The sequence below is a fragment of the Reyranella sp. GW821-FHT12G01 genome (genome assembly GCF_058806575.1).
This window is the reverse complement of the sequence record NZ_JBXAPV010000001.1, coordinates 3,193,096-3,212,316: the sequence shown is the minus strand read 5'-3', so window position 1 is coordinate 3,212,316 and position 19,221 is coordinate 3,193,096. Positions and strand designations below refer to the sequence as shown.

The 19,221-nt window shown below is 67.5% G+C and carries 16 protein-coding genes; 10 read left to right on the top strand and 6 right to left on the bottom strand.

Annotation, left to right across the window (positions count from 1 at the left end):
• Positions 1-42: 42 nt before the first annotated feature.
• A complete protein-coding gene (locus AC1RP5_RS15455; protein WP_493111899.1) occupies positions 43-630 on the bottom strand; it encodes a TlpA disulfide reductase family protein in 588 nt (195 codons plus the stop codon).
• 35 nt (positions 631-665) lie between these two features.
• Here AC1RP5_RS15455 and argH point away from each other — a divergent pair, with 35 nt between their 5' ends.
• Genes argH through AC1RP5_RS15440 form a run of 3 tightly spaced genes read left to right on the top strand, consistent with a single transcriptional unit; the run spans position 666 to position 6,015 of the window.
• Positions 666-2,114, top strand: a complete 1,449-nt coding sequence (gene argH, locus AC1RP5_RS15450) for an argininosuccinate lyase (RefSeq protein ID WP_493111897.1) — start codon at positions 666-668, stop codon at positions 2,112-2,114.
• A 2-nt stretch (positions 2,115-2,116) separates the two neighbouring features.
• The gene (lysA, locus tag AC1RP5_RS15445; protein ID WP_493111895.1) at positions 2,117-3,391 is read left to right on the top strand and encodes a diaminopimelate decarboxylase; all 1,275 of its coding nucleotides are present in this window, start codon (positions 2,117-2,119) and stop codon (positions 3,389-3,391) included.
• 14 nt (positions 3,392-3,405) lie between these two features.
• Entirely contained in the window at positions 3,406-6,015 is a 2,610-nt protein-coding gene (locus tag AC1RP5_RS15440; RefSeq protein WP_493111893.1) for a TIGR02302 family protein, read from the top strand.
• 117 nt (positions 6,016-6,132) lie between these two features.
• On the opposite strand, the gene hpt is transcribed toward AC1RP5_RS15440, so the two are convergent.
• Positions 6,133-6,690, bottom strand: coding sequence for a hypoxanthine phosphoribosyltransferase (gene hpt / locus AC1RP5_RS15435; RefSeq protein WP_493111892.1), 558 nt, complete (start codon positions 6,688-6,690; stop codon positions 6,133-6,135).
• On the bottom strand, positions 6,690-7,379 hold the full coding sequence (locus AC1RP5_RS15430) for a zinc-ribbon domain-containing protein (RefSeq protein ID WP_493111890.1): 690 nt from the start codon (positions 7,377-7,379) through the stop codon (positions 6,690-6,692). The genes hpt and AC1RP5_RS15430 overlap by 1 nt, the downstream gene beginning before the upstream one ends.
• A gap of 99 nt (positions 7,380-7,478) precedes the next feature.
• On the opposite strand from AC1RP5_RS15430, the gene AC1RP5_RS15425 reads away from it, so the two are divergent.
• On the top strand, positions 7,479-8,201 hold the full coding sequence (locus tag AC1RP5_RS15425; RefSeq protein WP_493111888.1) for a lysophospholipid acyltransferase family protein: 723 nt from the start codon (positions 7,479-7,481) through the stop codon (positions 8,199-8,201).
• A 6-nt stretch (positions 8,202-8,207) separates the two neighbouring features.
• Here AC1RP5_RS15425 and AC1RP5_RS15420 read toward each other — a convergent pair whose 3' ends face one another.
• Positions 8,208-9,209, bottom strand: a complete 1,002-nt coding sequence (locus AC1RP5_RS15420; protein WP_493111887.1) for a Bug family tripartite tricarboxylate transporter substrate binding protein — start codon at positions 9,207-9,209, stop codon at positions 8,208-8,210.
• Between the two features lie 135 nt (positions 9,210-9,344).
• Between AC1RP5_RS15420 and AC1RP5_RS15415 the strand changes: the two genes are divergently transcribed.
• Both AC1RP5_RS15415 and AC1RP5_RS15410 read left to right on the top strand, forming a co-directional pair.
• The gene (locus AC1RP5_RS15415; protein WP_493111885.1) at positions 9,345-10,718 is read left to right on the top strand and encodes a Do family serine endopeptidase; all 1,374 of its coding nucleotides are present in this window, start codon (positions 9,345-9,347) and stop codon (positions 10,716-10,718) included.
• Positions 10,719-10,740: 22 nt separating this feature from the next.
• Positions 10,741-12,030: a replication-associated recombination protein A gene (locus AC1RP5_RS15410; RefSeq protein WP_493111884.1), complete on the top strand. Its 1,290-nt coding sequence runs from the start codon at positions 10,741-10,743 to the stop codon at positions 12,028-12,030.
• Positions 12,031-12,048: 18 nt separating this feature from the next.
• Here AC1RP5_RS15410 and AC1RP5_RS15405 read toward each other — a convergent pair whose 3' ends face one another.
• On the bottom strand, positions 12,049-13,572 hold the full coding sequence (locus AC1RP5_RS15405; protein WP_493111882.1) for a L,D-transpeptidase family protein: 1,524 nt from the start codon (positions 13,570-13,572) through the stop codon (positions 12,049-12,051).
• Positions 13,572-14,462 (bottom strand): dienelactone hydrolase family protein, encoded by an 891-nt coding sequence (locus AC1RP5_RS15400; RefSeq protein ID WP_493111880.1) that lies wholly within the window; start codon positions 14,460-14,462, stop codon positions 13,572-13,574. Before AC1RP5_RS15400 ends, AC1RP5_RS15405 begins: the two co-directional genes overlap by 1 nt.
• A gap of 35 nt (positions 14,463-14,497) precedes the next feature.
• On the opposite strand from AC1RP5_RS15400, the gene AC1RP5_RS15395 reads away from it, so the two are divergent.
• The 4 genes from AC1RP5_RS15395 to AC1RP5_RS15380 all read left to right on the top strand — a co-directional run bounded on the left by AC1RP5_RS15395 (position 14,498) and on the right by AC1RP5_RS15380 (position 19,181).
• Positions 14,498-15,517 carry an RluA family pseudouridine synthase gene (locus AC1RP5_RS15395; protein WP_493111878.1) on the top strand — a complete coding sequence of 340 codons (1,020 nt, stop codon included), beginning with the start codon at positions 14,498-14,500 and terminating at the stop codon, positions 15,515-15,517.
• Between the two features lie 61 nt (positions 15,518-15,578).
• On the top strand, positions 15,579-17,564 hold the full coding sequence (locus tag AC1RP5_RS15390; RefSeq protein WP_493111877.1) for an AsmA family protein: 1,986 nt from the start codon (positions 15,579-15,581) through the stop codon (positions 17,562-17,564).
• A 17-nt stretch (positions 17,565-17,581) separates the two neighbouring features.
• Complete coding sequence (locus tag AC1RP5_RS15385; protein WP_493111875.1) at positions 17,582-18,298, top strand: ATP12 family chaperone protein; 717 nt, start codon at positions 17,582-17,584, stop codon at positions 18,296-18,298.
• Positions 18,299-18,308: 10 nt separating this feature from the next.
• Complete coding sequence (locus AC1RP5_RS15380) at positions 18,309-19,181, top strand: phosphonopyruvate hydrolase (RefSeq protein ID WP_493111873.1); 873 nt, start codon at positions 18,309-18,311, stop codon at positions 19,179-19,181.
• Positions 19,182-19,221: the final 40 nt, after the last annotated feature.

Genomic DNA, 19,221 nt, shown 5'->3' with positions numbered 1-19,221 from the left:
TGCACGAACGCGGCGGGACTTCGCTCCTGTCAGCGCTTCTCGTCAACCCTTGCCGATCGCCGCCTTCATGAGCGCGATCGACTCAGGCATGTCCCAGTCGGCATCGCCCTCGATGCGGCCGAGCTCGCGGCCCTTGGCGTCGACCAGGATCGAGGTCGGCAGCAGGGTGACGTCGAGGCCCTGCATCGTCTTGCGGCCCTTGTCGAAGTAGATGCCGAGGTTCTTGAGCTTCTGGTCCTTGTAGAAGGGCGCGACCTTGGGCTTGGACGGTCCGTCGATCGACAGCGGCACGATCAGGAACTTGTCCTTCGGCAGCGCCGCCTGCAGCCGGTCGAGGCTCGGCATTTCCTTCACGCAGGGCGCGCACCACGTCGCCCAGAAGTTCAGGAGCACTGCCTTGCCCTTGAAGTCGCTGAGCTTCAGCGGCTTGTCGTCGGCGTTCTGGATTTCGAGGTCGGGCAGGGGCTTGGGCGTCTTGGCGACCTTGAAGCGCTCCATGGCGCCCTTGGCCATGTCCGGCTTCACCCCGGCGAAGGCCTGCCCCGCGACGACGGGCAGGGCGAGGGCGGCCAGGCCGCCTGCCAGGATCAGCCGTCTGCCGGGGAGGAAATCTCGTTGGGGATGTGCCATAAGCCGCGTTCCTAAAAGGATATATGGCGTAATTCATGGCACGGAAGAACACGACTGCGCGAGCATCCAAGGATGGCTCCAATCGTCGCTCCAACACGATGTGGGGCGGCCGGTACAAGCTGGGCCCCGCGGAAATCATGGAGAAAATCAACGCCTCCATCGGTTTCGACCGGCGGCTCTATGCGCAGGATATCGCAGGCTCCGTGGCGCACTGTGACATGTTGGTGGCCCAGGGCATCCTGACGGCCAAGGACGGCCGCGCCATCAAGCGCGGGCTGGCGCAGGTCAAGGCCGAGATCGAGAGCGGCAAGTTCAAGTTCTCGACCAAGCTCGAGGACATCCATTTCAACGTCGAGCAGCGGCTGACCGACATCATCGGTCCGACCGGCGGCCGGTTGCACACCGCGCGCTCGCGCAACGACCAGATCGCGCTCGATGTGCGCCTGTGGGTGCGCGACACGATCGACAAGTTCGAGCTGATGCTGCGCGACCTGCAGACGGCGCTGATCGACCGCGCCGACCAGTATTCGTCGACGATCATGCCGGGCTTCACGCACCTGCAGACGGCGCAGCCGATCACCTTCGGTCATCATCTGATGGCCTATGTCGAGATGATCGGCCGCGACCGCAGCCGCTTCGCCGACTGCCGCGCGCGCCTCAACGAATCGCCGCTGGGCGCCGCAGCACTTGCCGGCTCGCCACATCCGATCGATCCGCGCAAGACCGCCAAGGCGCTGGGCTTCGACCGGCCGATGGCCAACTCACTCGATGCCGTGTCCGACCGCGACTACGTGATCGAGTTCATCGCCGCCGCGTCGACGACCGCCGTTCACCTGTCGCGCCTCTCCGAGGAGATCGTGATCTGGTGCTCCGCGCCGTTCCGCTTCATCTCGCTGTCAGACGCTTTCACGACCGGCAGCTCGATCATGCCGCAGAAGCGCAATCCCGACGCCGCCGAGCTGACGCGCGCCAAGGTCGGCCGCATCGTCGGCGCCTTCGTGGCGCTCACCACCATCCTGAAGGGCCTGCCGCTGACCTATGGCAAGGACATGCAGGAGGACAAGGAACCGCTGTTCGACGCCGCCGATTCGCTGGAGCTGGGCATCGCGGCCATGACCGGCATGATCCGCGACCTCAAGGCCAACCCGGAGCGCATGCGCGCCGTGGCCTCGGCCGATTACTCCGTGGCGACCGATCTCGCCGACTGGCTGGTGCGCAAGGTGGGCCTGCCGTTTCGCCAGGCCCATCACGTGACCGGCCGTCTGGTCGGCATCGCGTCGGACAAGGGCATCGATCTCGACAAGCTGTCGCTTCAGGAGATGCAGGCGGTGGAGCCCAAGATCGATCGCAGCGTCTATCGCGTGCTGACCGTCGAGGCGTCGGTCAACGCCCGCAAGAGCCTGGGCGGCACCGCGCCGGCCAATGTCGAGCGGGCCGTCGGCGAGGCGCGCCGCCGCTTCCTCGGCAAGGCGGGGGGACGATGACGATGAGTTTCTTCGCTTACAAGAACGGTGAGATGCACGCCGAGAGCGTCGCACTCGCCACCATCGCCACGCAGGTCGGCACGCCGTTCTATTGCTATTCCGCTGGCGCACTGCGCGCCGGCTGGAAGGAATTCGCCGACGGCATCAAGGGCATGAACGCCAGCGTCGCCTACGCGATGAAGGCGAACAGCAACCTGGCCGTCATCCGCCTGTTCGGCGAGATGGGGGCGGGCGCCGACATCGTTTCGGTCGGCGAGATGAAGCGGGCGCTGGCCGCCGGCATCCCGGCCAGGCGCATCATCTATTCCGGCGTCGGCAAGAAGGCGTCGGAGCTGATGGCGGCGCTCGAGGCCGGCGTCGGGCAGATCAACGTCGAGAGCTCGGCCGAACTCGAGACGCTTAACGCGGTGGCGGGCCAGCTCGGCCTGAAGGCCGACATCACCATCCGTGTGAATCCCGACGTCGATGCCAAGACGCACGCCAAGATCACGACGGGCCGCAAGGAGAACAAGTTCGGCATCGACATCGATCTCGCGCGCGAGGCCTTTGCGCTGGCCGGCCGCCTGCCCAACCTGAACGTCGTGGGCGTGGCGATGCATATCGGCTCGCAGCTCACCTCGCTCACGCCCTACCGCGACGCCATCGTGCGCGTGCGCGAACTGATCGGGCAGCTTCGCCAGGACGGCCACACGATCGACCGGTTCGACATCGGCGGCGGCCTGGGGATTGTTTATGCCGACGAGAAGCCGCCCTCGATCGCCGACTTCATGGCTGTGATCGCGCGCGAGACCGAAGGCCTCGGCTGCGAACTGGCCTTCGAGCCGGGACGCCGGCTGGTGGGCGAAGCGGGCGTGCTGGTGGGCGAGGTGATCCTCGTGAAGCCCGGTTCCGCCAAGACTTTCGTCATCGTGGATGCGGCGATGAACGACCTCATCCGGCCGACGCTCTACGAGGCCTGGCACGATATCCTGCCGGTTCGCGAGCCACGCCCCGATGCGGCCACGATCCGTTGCGACATTGTCGGTCCCATCTGCGAATCCGGCGACTTCCTGGCTCAGAATCGTGATCTGCCGCCGCTGGCTGCCGGAGACCTCGTCATGATACGCTCGGCGGGCGCTTATGGGGCGGTGATGGCTTCCAGCTACAACAGCCGTCCGTTGGTGCCCGAGGTGATGGTGGATGGCACGAGGTTTGCGGTTACGCGACCGAGGCCCACTGTCGAAGAGATGATCTCCGCCGAGCGGTTTCCGCCTTGGATGGAGCCGAAAAAGGCCTGAACGAAAGGACGTCGATGGACGCCAGCCAGACCACTTCGACGATCGAGGCCCCCGGATTGGGGCGCAAGATCGGTTTGGCGTGGGCTGCCCTGGCGTGGGAGGGCCTGTGGCCACGCTTCGTGCCGCTGCTGTCCTTCGTGGCCCTGTTCGTCGCCGCGGCCCATCTCGACCTGTTCGCCGGCCTCGATCCCTGGGTGCATACCGGCATCCTGGCAGCCTTGGCGCTGGCTTTCGCCGGCCTCGCCTGGTGGCGCCTGCGTGATTTCTCCTGGCCCACGCGGGAAGAGGCGACCCGCCGCCTCGAGCGCGACAGCAACATTCCGCACCGGCCGCTGGCCGCCGTGCAGGACCATCTGGCCGCCGGCAGCTCCGACCCGATGGCCGTGGCCCTTTGGGAAGCCCATCGCCGCCGTGAGGCCGAGCGCCTCGCGGCCCTGAGCAACAAGGCGGCCCATCCCGGCCTCGCCAGTCTCGACAAGTGGGCGCTGCGCTTCGTGCCGGTGCTGGCCCTGGTCGTCGCCATCGCCATCGCGGGCGGCTGGCGCAGCGACCGCATGGCCGCCGCCGTGACGCCGGCGTTCCCGCCGCCACCGCCGGTCGTCGCCAACCTGTGGATCGCGCCGCCGGCCTATACCGGCAAGCCGCCGGTCTATCTGGACATGGCCGAGCACGACAAGGTCCTGCGCATTCCTGTCGGCAGCAAGATTGCGGGCTTCGTCGACGACACGCGCGGCCGCAAGCCGCCGGTTCTGTCGATCGACGGCAAGACGACCGAGTTCTCGACCGTCAGCAAGGGCAAGTACCAGGTCGAAGAGGTCATCACCGAAGGCAAGCAGATCACCCTGCAGGCGCGCGGCGACGAACAGGCGCGCTGGAAGCTCCACGTCATTCCCGACCTCGCCCCGACCATCGACTTCACCCGGCCGATCGGTGTCGACAAGTGGTCGACCAAGATCGAGTACCTCGCCGGCGACGATTTCGGCGTGACCGGCGTCCAGCTCCAGATGCGCCTGCACGGCAGCGTGCTGGGCGACGATGCGCTGAGCAGCGACGAAGAACCGGAAGTGATGCGCATCGACCTGCCGGTCGCGGGCAATTCCAAGAAGATCTCCGACACCTTCGTGCGCGACCTCACCAGCCATCCCTGGGCCGGCCTCAAGGTCACGGTGATGCTGTTCGCCACCGATGCGCTGGGCCAGAAGGGTCGTAGCTCGGTCGAGACCTTCCTGCTGCCGGAGCGCGTGTTCAACGACCCGACGGCGCGCGCGCTGATCGTGCTGCGCAAGGCGCTGACCCGCGATCCCAAGGGCTATCGCATCGACGTCGCCGACGGCATGCGCCTGGTCCATGCGAGCCCGAAGAGCTACCGCGAGGACCCGGTCGTCCAGCTTGGCCTGCGTATCGGCTCGGTGCGGCTCGCGCAGAACGACAACAAGGAAACGATCACCGACACCCAGAAACTCCTCTGGGACCTCGCCATGCGCCTCGAGAGCGGCGCCACGTCGGATGCCGAGCGTGCCGTCGAGCAGGCCCGCCAGGAACTGCGCGACGCCATGCAGCGTCAGGCCGGCGACGAGGAGATCGAGAAGCTGATCCAGCAGCTCTACGACGCGATGGCGCGTTGGCAGCGCGAACTGGCCGAGAAGATGAAGGATCCCGACGAGCGCCGCCGCATGGAAGAGCAGGCGGAGAAGATGGATCCGAACAACACTATCACCGGCGACGACCTGCAGAAGATGCTCGACAAGATTCGCGAGATGGCAAAGAACGGCCAGCGCGAAGAGGCCAAGCGCATGCTCGAGGAGCTGCGCAAAATGATGGAGAACGCCACCCCGATGATGGCGAACCCCAACGGCCAGCAACGCCAGCAGCAGGGACAGCGCGGCCAGCAGGGGCAGGGCAGCCAACAGGGCCGCGAGATGATGAACCAGCTCGACCGGCTGTCGCGGCGGCAGAACCAGCTTCTGGGCGAGTCCGAGCGCGAGGGCCGTCAGCAGGGCCAACAAGGCCAGCGTGGCCAGCAAGGGCAACAGGGACAGCAAGGCCAGCAGGGTCAACGCGGTCAGCAGGGCCAGCAAGGGCAGCAGGGGCAGGGCCAGCAGCCCGGCCAAGGCCAGGGTCAGGGCCAGTGGGGCGATCAGCAGCGCGGCCAGCAGGAAGGCCTGCGCGGCCAGCTCGGCGACTTCATGAAGAAGCTCGACGAGAACGGCATGCAGATGCCCGAGTCGCTGGGCCGCGCCGAGCGCTCGATGCGCGAGGCCGAGGACGCGCTTCGCCGTGGCGACCCGCGCGAGGCGTCGCGTGCCCAGCGCCGCGCGCTCGACAATCTGCAGCAGGGCATGGGCGACATGGCCGAGCAGATGCGCCAGCAGCGCGGCCCCGGCAACAACCAGGACATCGCCGAGATCGAGGAGCGCGAGCGCCGCAGCGAGGATCGCGATCCGCTGGGCCGTTCCGACGGCAACTATGGCGATGCGATCGACTCGGGCGCTGACAAGGTGCCGCTCGAACTCGACCGCCAGCGCAGCCGCGAGATTCTCGACGAACTGCGCCGCCGCGCCGGCGACCAGCAGCGTCCGAAGGAAGAGCTCGATTACATCGACCGGCTGCTGAAGACGTACTAGGTCTTCTGCCGAGCGGCTTCATTGGAGCGCGCAACTCCAGTTGCGCTCAAGCTTTGTCGATCAGCAAGGGATGAGCGCAACTGGAGTTGCGCGCTCCGTTGAGCGGCTTCGAGCCGGCTACCCCGCCGTCTTCTCCACCACGCCGATATACGGCAGGCCGCGGAAGCGGTGGGCCCAGTCGAGGCCGTAGCCGACGAGGAACTCGTCGCCCGCCTCGAAGCCCACGAAGTCGGCGGCCAGCGCGGTGCGCCGTTTGCCGGGCTTGTCGAGCAGGGTGCAGATCGAGACGCGGCGGGCGCCGCGTTCTTCCAGCAGCTTCTTGGCGAAGCTGAGGGTGAAGCCGGACTCGAGGATGTCGTCGACCAGCAGCACGTCGCGATTGCGCACGTCGTCCACGATGTCGCGCACGATGCGGACACTGCCGCTCGTTTGGGTCCCGGTGCCGTAGCTCGAGAGGGTGAGGAAATCCATCGACCAGTCCGCGCCGTTGCGGCTCAGCGCCCGGATCAGGTCGGCGGCGAAGACGAAGCTGCCCTTCAGGACGGAGACGACCAGGGTGTCGGTCTCTAGCTTGCCGGCAAGGTCGACGGCCATCTCCTCGACGCGCGTCGCGATCTCGGCGGCGGAGAAGCGGATGGAAACGGTCGGGCGGTCGGCGGTCGTGCGATCGGGCATCAGTCGACGGTCGGTATGATGTTGGTCGCCCCGGACGGAGGCTCGTCCAGCGGCAGGCTGAAACTCTTTCGGGCACCCGGAGCGATCGGACCTTCGACCAGCGGCAGGGCGCGCTCGGCCAGGATTTCGTTGCCGGCGCGGAAGACCAGCTTCAGGCGGCTGGTCGAGCCAGGCGCCGTGCCGGTATTGACCAGTTCGCCCTGGACGACGTAGCGCCCGTCGACCAGGTCGATCTTGGTGGCGGCCATGTCGACCCCGACCTGGGCGCGCGCCGGGGTATCGCGGGCGGGCGTATCGCGCGCCGCGGCATCGAGGTGGAGCATCGTCCGCCACGACGCGGGCAGGCGGGCCTTGATGGTGTCGCGGTAGGCGTAGCCCGCGCCGCCGGCCAGCACGCCGAAGACGATCGCAAAGGCGATCCACGTGCCCCAGTTCCTCTTGCGCGGCGCGATGACGGCCGGAAGGCCGCTGCCTGGCGTAACCGGACGGATGACGAAATCGGGCACGGCGGCGACGGTCGGCGCGGGCGCCGCATCGGCCTGCGCGGCCTTTGCTGTCGCTTTCGGTGCGTCCAGCTCCTGAAACCAGCGGTGGTTACAGCGGACGCACTGGACGGTACGGCCGGTCGGGCCGATCGCGGTCGGGTCGACGGCGTAACGAGCGCTGCAGTTTGAACAGGTAACTTGCATGATAAGCGGGGGATGCCCCACCAGATGTGCTTTGCGAGCGGACACTAGGCCACTAAAACTTGGCGTACAAGCAACACGTCGTTCACGCATACATTTGAAATGATTGGCCTCGGGCTGCGCTCATTCTTTTTCAACGTCGGTTGGTATGTCGGCACGACGATCATCGCCATCGTCGGATCGCCGATCCTCCTCATGCCCCGGCGCTTCGTGGTCGCGTGGTCGCTGTTCTGGATCGACTTCTGCCTGTGGTGGCTCAGGATCACCTGCCGCCTGACGCACCGCGTCGGCGGATTGGAAAACATGCCGGCCGGGCCGGTCATCTTTGCCTGCAAGCACCAGTCCTCGTGGGAGACGCTGGCCTTCTCGCGGCTGTTTCCCGGCGCCGCCACCGTCATGAAGCGCGAACTGGTGCTGATCCCGGTCGTCGGCTGGGCGATGGCGCGGGTCGGCAACATCGCGGTGGAGAGGGGCGACGGTTCCAAGGCGCTGCGCGGGCTGATCAAGCAGGCAAAGGCGACCCTGGCCGAGGGCCGCTCGGTGCTGATCTTTCCAGAAGGCACGCGCGTGGCGGTTGGCGATGAACGGCCTTATCAAGTGGGGACGGCGGCGCTGTACCGTCAGTTGGGCGTGCCGGTCGTGCCGGTGGCACTCAACTCCGGCCTGTTCTGGGGCCGCCGCAAGTTCATCAAGCGCCCGGGCGTGATCGACGTCGAAATCCTGCCGGCCATCCCGCCCGGACTGGGGCGGGATGTCTTCATGAACACGCTGCGCGAGCGGATCGAGGAGGCGACGGACCGGCTGGTGGACGCCGCCCGCCGGTGACGGCGCTCAGCCCAGCTCGAGTTCGATGCCGGCCGACTTGCTGACGCCCGCCCACAGGGTCGCGAACTCGCCGACGAAGGCCGTGTATTCGGCGGGCGTCATCGGCTTGTCGCCGGGCAGCAGCACAACTTCCTTAAAGCGTTCCACGACCTCGGGCGCCTTGTAGGCCTTCTGCAGCTCGTCGTAGAGCCGCGCCACGACGTCGGGTGACATGCCCTTGGGGCCCGAGACGCCGACCCAGGTCGAGGTCGTCATCTTGGGGAAGCCCTGCTCGGCGAAGGTCGGCGCGTTCGGGTACATGTCGAGGCGCTTGTCGGAGCTGACCGCCAGCAGGCGGACCTTGCCGGAATTGATGTGCGGCACGTTGGTCGTGATCGGATCGAACATCGAGGGGATGGCGCCGGCCAGCATGTCCTGCAGCGACGGCGCGGAGCCGCGATAGGGAACGTGCTTCAGCTTGATGCCGGCCAGGGTGCCCAGGAGCTCGCCCATCAGGTGGGTGTTGGAGCCGATGCCCGAGCTGCCGAAGGCGATCTCGTCGGGCTTGGCCTTGGCGGCGGCAATGTAGTCGGCCAGCGTCTTGTAAGGCGAATCGCCCGGCACGATCAGGACGTTGGGCGTGTGGCCAATCAGGGTCACGTGGGTGAAATCGGTGACCACGTTGTACGGCAGCTTTGGATAGATGCCGGGCGCAATGCCCAGCGGCGAGGCATGCGAGATCACGAGTGTGTAGCCGTCCGGGGCGGCCTTGGCGGCGAGGTCCGAGCCGATCGTGCCGCCAGCGCCCGGCCGGTTCTCGACCACCACCTGGGTGCCGAGGGCGGCCGAGAGCTTGGGCGCCAGGATGCGCGAAATCGTGTCGGCGGTGCCGCCGGGCGGGAAGGTGGCGATCAGCTTGATCGGCTGCTTGGTCGGCCAGCCGGGGCTCGCCTTGACGGCGGGTGCGGCGAGGGACGAGCCCAGGGTGGCTGCCGAGGCGGCCAGGACGGTACGACGGGTCAGTTTCATGAAGCGCTCCGGTTTCCCCTCGCGCCAATGGCTGGCGCGTTGTACGCAAGCCCTGCAATCGATATGCCATCCCAATCGGCCCTTGATTTGCCATAAGAGAGTCCGCAAATCCGGCCCGACCAAGGAGATGAATGGATGATTCGGCGGGTAATTCTGGCGGCGGTTCTCGTGGGATGCGGTGCGGCGGTTTCGCTGCCCCCGGCGGTCCAGGCACAGGGGCTGCCCAGCTCGAGGACCGAACTCGCCTATTCCTACGCGCCGCTGGTCAAGAAGGTCTCGCCGGCCGTGGTCAACATCTACACGACCACCACCGCCCGCGTGCAGCGCCGCCTGCCGTTCCCTTTTCCCGGTGTGCCCCAGCAGGGCGGTGACCGGGTGCAGAACTCGCTGGGCTCCGGCGTGCTGGTGCGGCCCGACGGGCTGATCGTCACCAACGCGCATGTCGTGAAGGGCGCCGACGAGATCCGCGTCGTGCTGGCCGACCGCCGCGAGTTCGAGGCGAAGCTTGTCACCCAGGACGAGCGCTATGACCTGGCGCTCCTGCGCATCGAGGGCGCGGAGGAGAAGTTTCCCTTCCTCGAGTTGCGCGATTCCGACTCGATCGAGGTCGGTGACGTCGTGCTGGCGATCGGCAATCCGTTCGGCCTGAACCAGACCGTGACCAGCGGCATCGTCTCGGCGGTGGCGCGCAGCGCCGGTGGCATCAACGATTCGAACTTCTTCCTGCAGACCGATGCGGCCATCAACCCGGGCAATTCGGGCGGCGCGCTGGTCTCGCTCGACGGCCGCCTGATCGGCATCAACACGGCGATCTATTCGCAGAGCGGCGGCTCGGTCGGCATCGGCTTCGCCACGCCCTCGAACATCGTCGAGCGCATCATTGCGACCGGTACCACCGGCGGCCGCATCGTGCGTCCCTGGCTCGGCGTCAGCATGCAGCGGGTGACGCCCGACCTCGCCTCGGGCTTCGGCCTGTCGCGGCCCGCGGGTCTCGTGGTCAAGGAAGTCTACGCCAATGGTCCCGGCGCCGACGCAGGGCTCAAGCGCAACGACGTGATCGTCGGCATCCGCGAGCAGGCGATCGACGACGAGGCGGCGCTGCGCTTCCGGCTTTCGACGCTCAACGTGGGTTCGGTCGTGCCGGTGAAGGTCATGCGCGGCGGCAAGGAAACGATCGTCCAGCTGAAGCTCGCGGCCCCGCCCGAGGATCCGCCGCGCGATCTTTCGGAACTCGATGGACGGCAGCCTCTGTCGGGCGCTTCCGTCGTCAACATGTCGCCGGCCGTCGCCGAGGAGATGGGGCTGGCGGAATGGCGCCCGGGCATCATCATCGTCGAGGTGAAGAACGGCGCTTATGCCAGCCGCTTTGTGCGTCCCGGCGACATGATCCTGGCGGTCAACGGCCAGGAGGTGAAGAACGTGGCCGATCTCAAGAAGCGCGTCGCCAGCGGCATCAACAGCATCAGCGTCGGCCGCGACGGCGTGATCTTCCCCGTCCAGTTCCGCTGAGCCGGCAGGGCGTCGGGTCGTCGTGCCGGCTGAACTCTTCGCCTCGCTCGCCCCGACGCCGCTCGCCGAACGCCTGCGTCCCAAGACGCTGGGCGAGATCCTGGGACAGGATCATCTGCTCGGCCCCGAAGGGCCGCTCGGCCGTATGCTGGAGGCCCGCAAGCTCGGCTCGCTGATCCTCTGGGGCCCACCGGGCTGCGGCAAGACCACCATCGCGCGCCTGCTGGCGGAAGCCGTCGACCTGCATTTCGAGCCGCTGTCGGCGGTGTTCTCCGGCGTCGCCGACCTGCGCCGCGTGTTCGAGGCGGCCCGCCAGCGTCGCAAGGACGGCAAGGGGACCTTGCTGTTCGTCGACGAGATCCATCGCTTCAACCGCGCCCAGCAGGACGGCTTCCTGCCTTATGTCGAGGACGGCACGGTGACGCTGATCGGCGCCACCACCGAGAACCCGTCGTTCGAGCTGAACGCCGCGCTTCTGTCGCGCTGCCAGGTGCTGGTCCTGCGCCGGCTCGACGACGCGGCCCTGTCGGCCGTGCTGGCGCGGGCCGAGGAGGCGCTGGGCCGGCCGCTGCCGATCGACGAGACCGGGCGTCAGGCGCTGTTCGCCATGGCCGACGGCGACGGGCGCTACATGATCGGCCTTGCCGAGCAACTCGCCCAGCTCAAGGACAAGGGGCCGGTGCCGCCGTCGCGGCTGGCGACCCTGCTGCAGAAGCGCGCGCCGCTCTACGACAAGACGCAAGAGGCGCACTACAACCTGATCAGCGCGCTGCACAAGTCGCTGCGCGGATCGGACGTCGATGCCGCGCTCTACTGGTTCGCGCGCATGCTCGATGGCGGCGAGGATCCGAAATACATCGCCCGCCGCCTCGTGCGCTTCGCCGTCGAGGACATCGGCATGGCCGATCCGCAGGCGCTGACCCAGACCTTGGCGGCGTGGGAGACCTACGATCGGCTTGGCTCACCCGAGGGCGAACTCGCGATCGCGCAGGCCGTAATCTATCTCGGCACCGCGCCCAAATCGAACGCGGGCTACGTCGCGTATGGGGCCGCCAAGCGCGCTGCCAAGACCCACGGCTCGCTGACGCCACCGATGCACATCCTGAATGCGCCGACCAAGCTCATGAAGGAGATCGGCTACGGCAAGGGCTACGAGTACGACCACAATGCCGCCGACGGCTTCTCGGGCCAGAACTACTTCCCCGACGGCATGGCCCGCGAGGAGTTCTATCAGCCGGTCGAGCGCGGCTTCGAGCGCGAGATCGTGAAGCGCCTCGACTACTGGAAGAAGCTCAGGGAAAAGAAGCGTTAGGCCGAGTGAAGCTCGGCCTCAGGGCTTCGCCATCGCCTTCACGACGCGCTTGTCGCGGCCGTAGACGTCGTCGCGGAAGGTCGGAACGCCCTCGGCGTTCGCGCTGACGGTCCGGTAGGTCACGTAGAGCGTGATCGACTCGGGGAAGGTGTAGTGGGCCTGCTGGTTCGCATTAATCACCTGCTGGACACGCTCCTTGCTGAAGCCGTTCTTGCCGTTGAAGACCTTCTCGACGAAGTCGAGCGGGTTCTGCAGGCGGATGCAGCCGTGGCTGAAGTTGCGGCTGCCCTCGGTGAACAGCCAGCGGCTCGCCGTATCGTGCATGTAGATGCCGTACTTGTTGGCGAACGGAAAGAAGATGTAGCCCAGCGCGTTCGACGCACCCGAATCCTGCCGGATGCGGTACGGGAAGGCCTTGGGATGGATCGAGCTCCAGTCGATCGTGTTGGGATCGACCTCTTCGTCGTTGCTCCAGTTCGCGAAGATCTTGAAGCCGCTGCCGGCCAGCGCGTTGGGATCGCGGCGCAGGATCGGCAGGTATTCCTCGCCCGCGATCGACGACGGCACGGTCCAGTAGGGATTGGTCTGGAAGCCGCGCATCACCGACTGGATTTCCGGCGTCGGGTCCTTGGGCGTGCCGACGATGACCTGGCTCTGGAACGCGACCTTGCCCTCGTTCACGAACACCATCGAGTAGTCGCCGGTGTTCACGTAGACGTAGCGGCTCCCGAGGTCTTCCGGCAGCCAGCGGCGGCGCTCGAGATTGGCGACGATCTGCTCGATGCGCTCGTCGACCGTGGTGTTGAGCGAACGGACGGTCTTGGCGCCGATGACGCCATCGACGGTCAGGCCCTTCATCTCCTGGTACGACTTCACGACGGCGACCAGCGGCTCGTCGTAGAGGTCGGCCACGGCGCCGGCCGGGGGCACGGTGAAGTCGAGTTCGGCCAGGCGCTTGCGCAAGACCGGCACGCGGCTGTCGATCATGTTGGGCTTGAGCGCGGTGCCGTCGGCCATCGGCGTGTACGCGACCTTGCCGCGCTTCTCGCGCCAGGCGGCCAGCGCCTTCTGCAGGGCGGGGTAGTCGCCCTTCGGCGGCAGCGACGCCAGGTAGACGGCGAAATCGGGCGCGTCGGCGGCGGCCTGCAGCAGGTCGGCCTTGTCGGCCTTGCGCTGGATGATGTCGATGTCCTTGTCGACCCGGTTGGCGCGAACGCGGCCGGTCGACACGTCACTGGCATAGGCGACGAAGGCCGCCGAGATGAGCGCTTCCGCGGCGGCCGGATCGGCGCCCGGCGCCATCGCCTTCTCGACATCGGCGACGCCGTACCAGTTGGGATCGAGCCCGTGCTCGCCGGCGCTCTTCAGCGCCTTCAGCAAGGCTTCGGCGCGAGCCGTCGCCTGGCTGGATCCAGTCCACAGAACGCCCGAGGCGTAAGAGGACGAAGCTCCCGCGAAGGAGAGCGCGAACGCCAGGAAAGCGGCGAAAAAATTGAAGCGGATCACACCTGAGGTATAGCCGGAACCGGCCGATTCGTCCATCAGGCGGCAAAACCGTGGGTGGCCAGGAAGGTCACAAGATCGGCACTGGCGCGCTGCTTCAGGTCCGCCGTCCCGCCGCCGGCCCGGGCGCCCCGGGTGACACAATGCGCGCGGGCCCAGGCCTGGAAGTCCGGTTCCTCCATCGCGCGGTCGAGGGCCGGGACGAAATGACGGCCGTCATCCTCGATGATGTTGCGGCAGCGCGACCAGTTCTCGGCGTCCTTGATGTCGAAAACCGGGCCCAGCGACTCCCACCCATGATGGGCGCTGCCGTAGACCTTCACCTTGATCCGGGTGTTGCCGGCCGCGCGCATGCGCTCGGCATAGTCGATGGCGAGCTCGGCGGGCGTGTAGTCGTCCTTGGCGGCCAGCATGAAGAACATCGGCCGCCCGTGGGTCGTCGGATCGCGGTGCTGCGCCGTCGCGCCGGGACAGAGGGCGACGTGGAGGTCGAAGAGGTGCGGGAAGCCGTGGCGCCAGCGCTGCCGGACGGCGATGGCGGCATTGAGCGTCGCCACGCCGCCCTTGGAGACGCCCATGATGCCGATGCGCCCCGGATCGAGGCGCGGATCGGCGCGCAGGAGGGCGAGGGCGGCAAAGGCGTCGCCCTCCATCTGTGCCGCCGACACCAGCGACTGGTCGGCCACGGTGCGCCGCACGCCCCGGCCCTTGAAGCTGTCGACGATCAGCGCCGCCGTGCCGGCTTCGTTCAGCAGGTTGGCATAATAATGCTCGCGGTGACGCTGGACGCCCGCGCTGCTGGTCAGGATCACCATGCAGGGCGCCGGTCCCGGCCGGTCGGCGGGAATGTGCAGGGTCGCGGAAATTCGGGCCGGCCGGCTGGCGGTCGGATGATCGAAAGTCAGCGTGTCGAAAGACACCGATTCCATGGACCCTGTGTAGCTTGTCCCTTAGGTTGCGCGCCATGAGCGACAGCCCCGCCAGCAGTGGTACCCGCCAAGTTCAGGGCAAGGTCCAGACCCGCGACGTGTCCGACGACGAAGCCGGGATGCGCCTCGACCGCTGGTTCCAGCGCCATTTCCCTGACCTGAGCCATGGCGCGTTGCAGAAGCTGCTGCGCACCGGCCAGGTCCGCATCGACGGCAAGCGTGCCGAAGGCAAGGATCGGGTCGAGCCGGGCCAGGCGATCCGTCTGCCGCCCGGCGTCTCGAACTCGCCGGCGCCCAAGGTGCGAGCGTCTTCTTCTCCGGCCGGTCCCACCATCTCGGATCGCGATGCCGCCGAGATCCAGAAGATGGTCATTCATCGTGACGACCATGTGATCGTGCTGAACAAGCCGCCGGGCCTCGCCGTCCAGGGCGGGAGCGGCACCGAGAAGCACATCGACGGCATGCTCGACGGGCTGCGCTTCGGCTTCGAGCAGCGGCCGAAGCTCGTCCACCGGCTCGACAAGGACACCAGCGGCCTGCTGCTGATCGCGCGCACCGGGCAGGCGGCCAAGCGTCTTGCCGAGTCGTTCCGCGACCGTGAGACCGAGAAGCTCTACTGGGCGATCGTGGTCGGCGTGCCGCCCAAGAAGGAGGGCGCGATCAACCTGCCGCTGGCCAAGCGGCCGGGCGCTTTCGATCGCGAGCTGATGCAGGTCGACGAGGAGAACGGCCAGAAGGCGCTGACCCACTTCCGCGTGGTCGATAGCGCCGGCCGGCGTGCGGCCATGATGGCGCTGTGGCCGCGAACCGGTCGAACCCATCAGCTCCGCGTTCACTGCGCCGAGATCGGCTGTCCGATCCTCGGAGACCGCAAATACGGAGGCGAAGAGGCGCTCCTGTCGGCGGTCGCCGACTCGCGGAAACTCCATCTCCACGCCCGGCGCCTGACGCTGCCGCATCCGTCGGGGAAGGGCGAGCTGAAGGCGCAAGCCGAGCTGCCACCTCACTTCCGCCGCACCGTCGAGGCATTTGGCTTCTCTACGGACGGTGTTTGAGCGAGAATCGGGCAGGATGCGGATACCCTGGAGGCGATTGGCGATTATCACGGCGGTAGCAGTGCCAGTCGCTGCCGTCGCGGGCGTCATCTGGGCCGCCACACGGGATCTCTCGCGCTATCAGGCGCGGCTGACCGAACAGGTCCGCAAAGTGACGGGGCGCGAGCTGTCGGCCCGCGTGCCGCTCACCGTGAAGCTCGGCAGCGAGCCCGCGATGGTCGCGGAGGGCGTGACCCTCTCCAACGCTCCGTGGGGGTCGCGGCCCGATCTCGCCCGCGTGCGTCGCATGACGCTCTTCCTCGATCCGTTCTCGCTGTTCCTGGGCGAGGTGAAGATCGGCAAGATCGTGCTCGAGGGCGCCGACATCCTCGTCGAACGCAACGATGTAGGCGATGCCAATTTGGAAATGCTGCCGCCACCGGATGGCTCGGGCCCGCATCCCGGCGAGAACCGTTCGCTGCGGCTGCGCACGACGGCGGCGTTTCCCTGGATCAGCACGGTCGAGGTCCGTGACTCCATCTTGACAGTGTCTGAAGGTCAGGGTCGCCCGCCGGTCGTGATCGAGATTCCGAACGCGACCCTAAAGTCGCCGGCACCCAACCAGACCTTGCAGGTCGACGGCCGGTTCGGCGTCGCGCAGGGCGTGCCGATGGATCTCACGGGCACGGCCGGTTCGTTCAACGGCTGGATGGCCGGGCTGCCGGGCAACATCGACCTGCAGGGCGGGTTCGGCGGCGGCAAGATCTCGATCAAGGGCAGCATCAACGCCAAGGGCACGTCGTTGCAGATCAACGGCGAGGGGCCGGATGTCTCTGCGCTCGGGCCCTATGTTCGCCTGCCGGTGCCGTCGGGCGGTCCTTATTCGATGGTCACCAAGGCTTCGACCCAGCGCAACGGCTTCAAGGTCGAGGTCCAGAGCCTGAAGGTCGGCTCGAGCGAGGCGGCGGGCGAGGCGCTCTTCCGCATCGATCGCAAGGGCACGGCCACGATCGCGGTAAATGCCGACATAACGCGTCTCGATGTTTCGGAATTGAAGGCGCCGCCAGCCGGTGCGACGCCCGCCGCGGCAACGCCTCCGCCCGGCGCGCCGCCGCCGCGCCTCATCCCGGCGATGCCCTTTGTCGCGAGCTGGCTCGGCCGCTCCGCTTTGTCGGTCACGGTGCGGCTGGGCGAGGTCGTGGGGCTCGGCGCCAAGATGCAGAACGCGTCGGTGACCCTGGTGTCGGGCGAGACGCGCTTCACGTTCCGCGCCGCCGCGACGGTCGGCGGAGGATCGGCCGGCGTCGATCTCGTCTACGATCCGGCGGGACGCATCGGCCAGACCACGCTGACGGCCACCGCGAACCGCGTGTCGCTCGGCGAGCTGTCCTCCCTGCTGGGTCTCGATCTCGGCCTGCGAGACGGTGTCGCCGACGTCGATCTTCGGCTGCGCGGTGGCGGCCGGACGACGCGCGATGCGCTGAATTCGGCCAGCGGCTCGATCGACATCTCGATGGGCAAGGGCTTGTGGCCTCACAGCCAGCTCGTGAACTGGCCGCCGGAGACGCAGCGGCTGCTGGGCGGCGGCGATGCCGGCGTGCCGTTCAATTGCATCGCCGGCCGTTTCGACGTGAGCGGCGGCGTCGCCAATCTGCGCCGCCTGGTCGTCGACACGCCACGCGGCGTGCTGGTCGGTGGCGGTTACCTGCATCTGCGCACCGAAGGCTGGGAATTCATCCTGGCGCCGGAAGCGCGCGACAATCAGAACGCGGTGCTGGCGTCGCCGCTGCGCATCAAGGGCGGTGCGGGCAAGCAGACGGCCAGCGCACTCGATCCCAACATGTCCAAGCTGTTGGTCGGCGCAGGCACGGTCCCGAGCCTCGTTGCGCAGGTGTCGCAGGCGGGACGGCAGGCCGGCGCCAACGCCTGTGCCGTACTGGCGCCGCGTGTCGAGGCCCTGCGGCCGGGGCTGCGCGCCCAGTTGCCGGCGCCGGCGTCGGACATTCGCCAGCGGGCGGCGCGGCAGCCCGGCCAAACGACCACGCCGCCGCGCACTCCCGCCCGCTAACCCCATCCGGAAGCTGAATGAAGCGCTTTTACAAAGAGACGGCGGTCGACGAGGGCGAAGGCGGTTTTCGCGTCCTGCTCGATGGTAAGCCGATGCGCACGCCGGCGAAGGCGACACTGGTCGTGCCGACGCGCGCGCTGGCCGAGGCGATCGCCGCCGAATGGGCCGGTGTCCCGGAGAAGGCCGAGATCAACGCCGCCCACCTGCCGCTCACGCGGCTGGCGGCGACCGGCATCGACCGCGTCGTCACGCGCCGCGCCGAGGTGATCACCGATACGTCGAAGTATGCGGGGTCGGATCTGCTCTGCTACCGCGCTTCGGCGCCGGACAGTCTGGTGAAGCTTCAGCGGGATCGCTGGCAGCCGTTGCTCGATTGGGCTGCGGAACGCCATGGCGCCCGTCTCGTCAATGTCGAGGGTATCGGCTTCGTCGAACAGGCGGAGGAGGCGAAAGCGAAGCTGCACGAGGCAGTGGCCGCGCACGGCGATCTCGCTTTGTCGGCGCTCTACAATCTCACGCACATCGCGGGATCGGTCGTGATCGCGCTGGCGGTGTCGGATGGCCGTCTCGATGCGGTCGGCGCTTTTGAAGCCGCGCAGACCGACGAGCTTTACCAGATCGATCGCTGGGGCGACGATCCGACGGCGGAGAAACAACGCGAAGGCGTGCGTCGGGATATCGAGGCGGGTGCGCGCTTCCTTTCATTATTGGAAAACGCGCGTCTGCGCGGCTGAGAGAGGGATCATGGGAGCGGGCACCAGGCTGCGGCAGGTTATGGCGAAGAACGGACTCGTCGAGGCGATGGCGGCGCACAGCCCGCTGTCGGCGATGCTCGCGGCCGAAGCGGGCTTCGATGCGATCTGGGCGTCGGGCTTCGAACTCTCCGCGATGTACGGCGTGCCGGACGTCAGCGTCGTGTCGATGACCCAGCATCTCGACATGACCCGCGCCATGGCCGATCGGTCGGGCCTGCCGGTGGTGGCCGACATCGACACCGGCTTCGGCAACGCCATCAACGTGCTCTACGCCGTGGAGCAGTACGAGCGCGCCGGCGTCGGTGCGATCGTGATGGAGGACAAGAGCTTCCCCAAGGTCACCAGCCTGATCGCGGGCGGCCGGCAGGACATGGTCCGGATCGAAGAATTCCAGGGCAAGATCGAGGCGGCCCGCTCGGCCCGCCGCGATCCCGATCTCGTCGTCGTGGCCCGCACCGAAGCGCTGATCGCCGGTCTCGGCCAGGACGAGGCGCTGAAGCGCGCGCGGGCCTATGAGGCCGCGGGCGCCGACCTGATCCTCGTCCATTCCAAGCAGAAGACGCCGGACGAGATCGAGGCCTTCATCAAGGCGTGGGACGGCAAGGTGCCGATCGCGCTGGTGCCGACCGCCTATCCGCAGATGACAGTGGCGCGGGTGAGGGAGCTGAAGAAGGTCGGGCTGCTGATCTGGGGCAACCACGCGATCCGTGCCTCGGTCGGCGCGATGCGCGCGACCTTCGCGCAGATCCGCAAGGATGGCGGCATCCACGGCGTCGAGGCGAAGATACCCACGGTCGATGAGGTCTTCGATTTGCAGGGCATGGGAACGGTCAAGGACAACGAGAAGCGATTCCTCCGCTAGACGCAACCGCGCGATTGGCCGAAAACTGACCCTTGAAGGC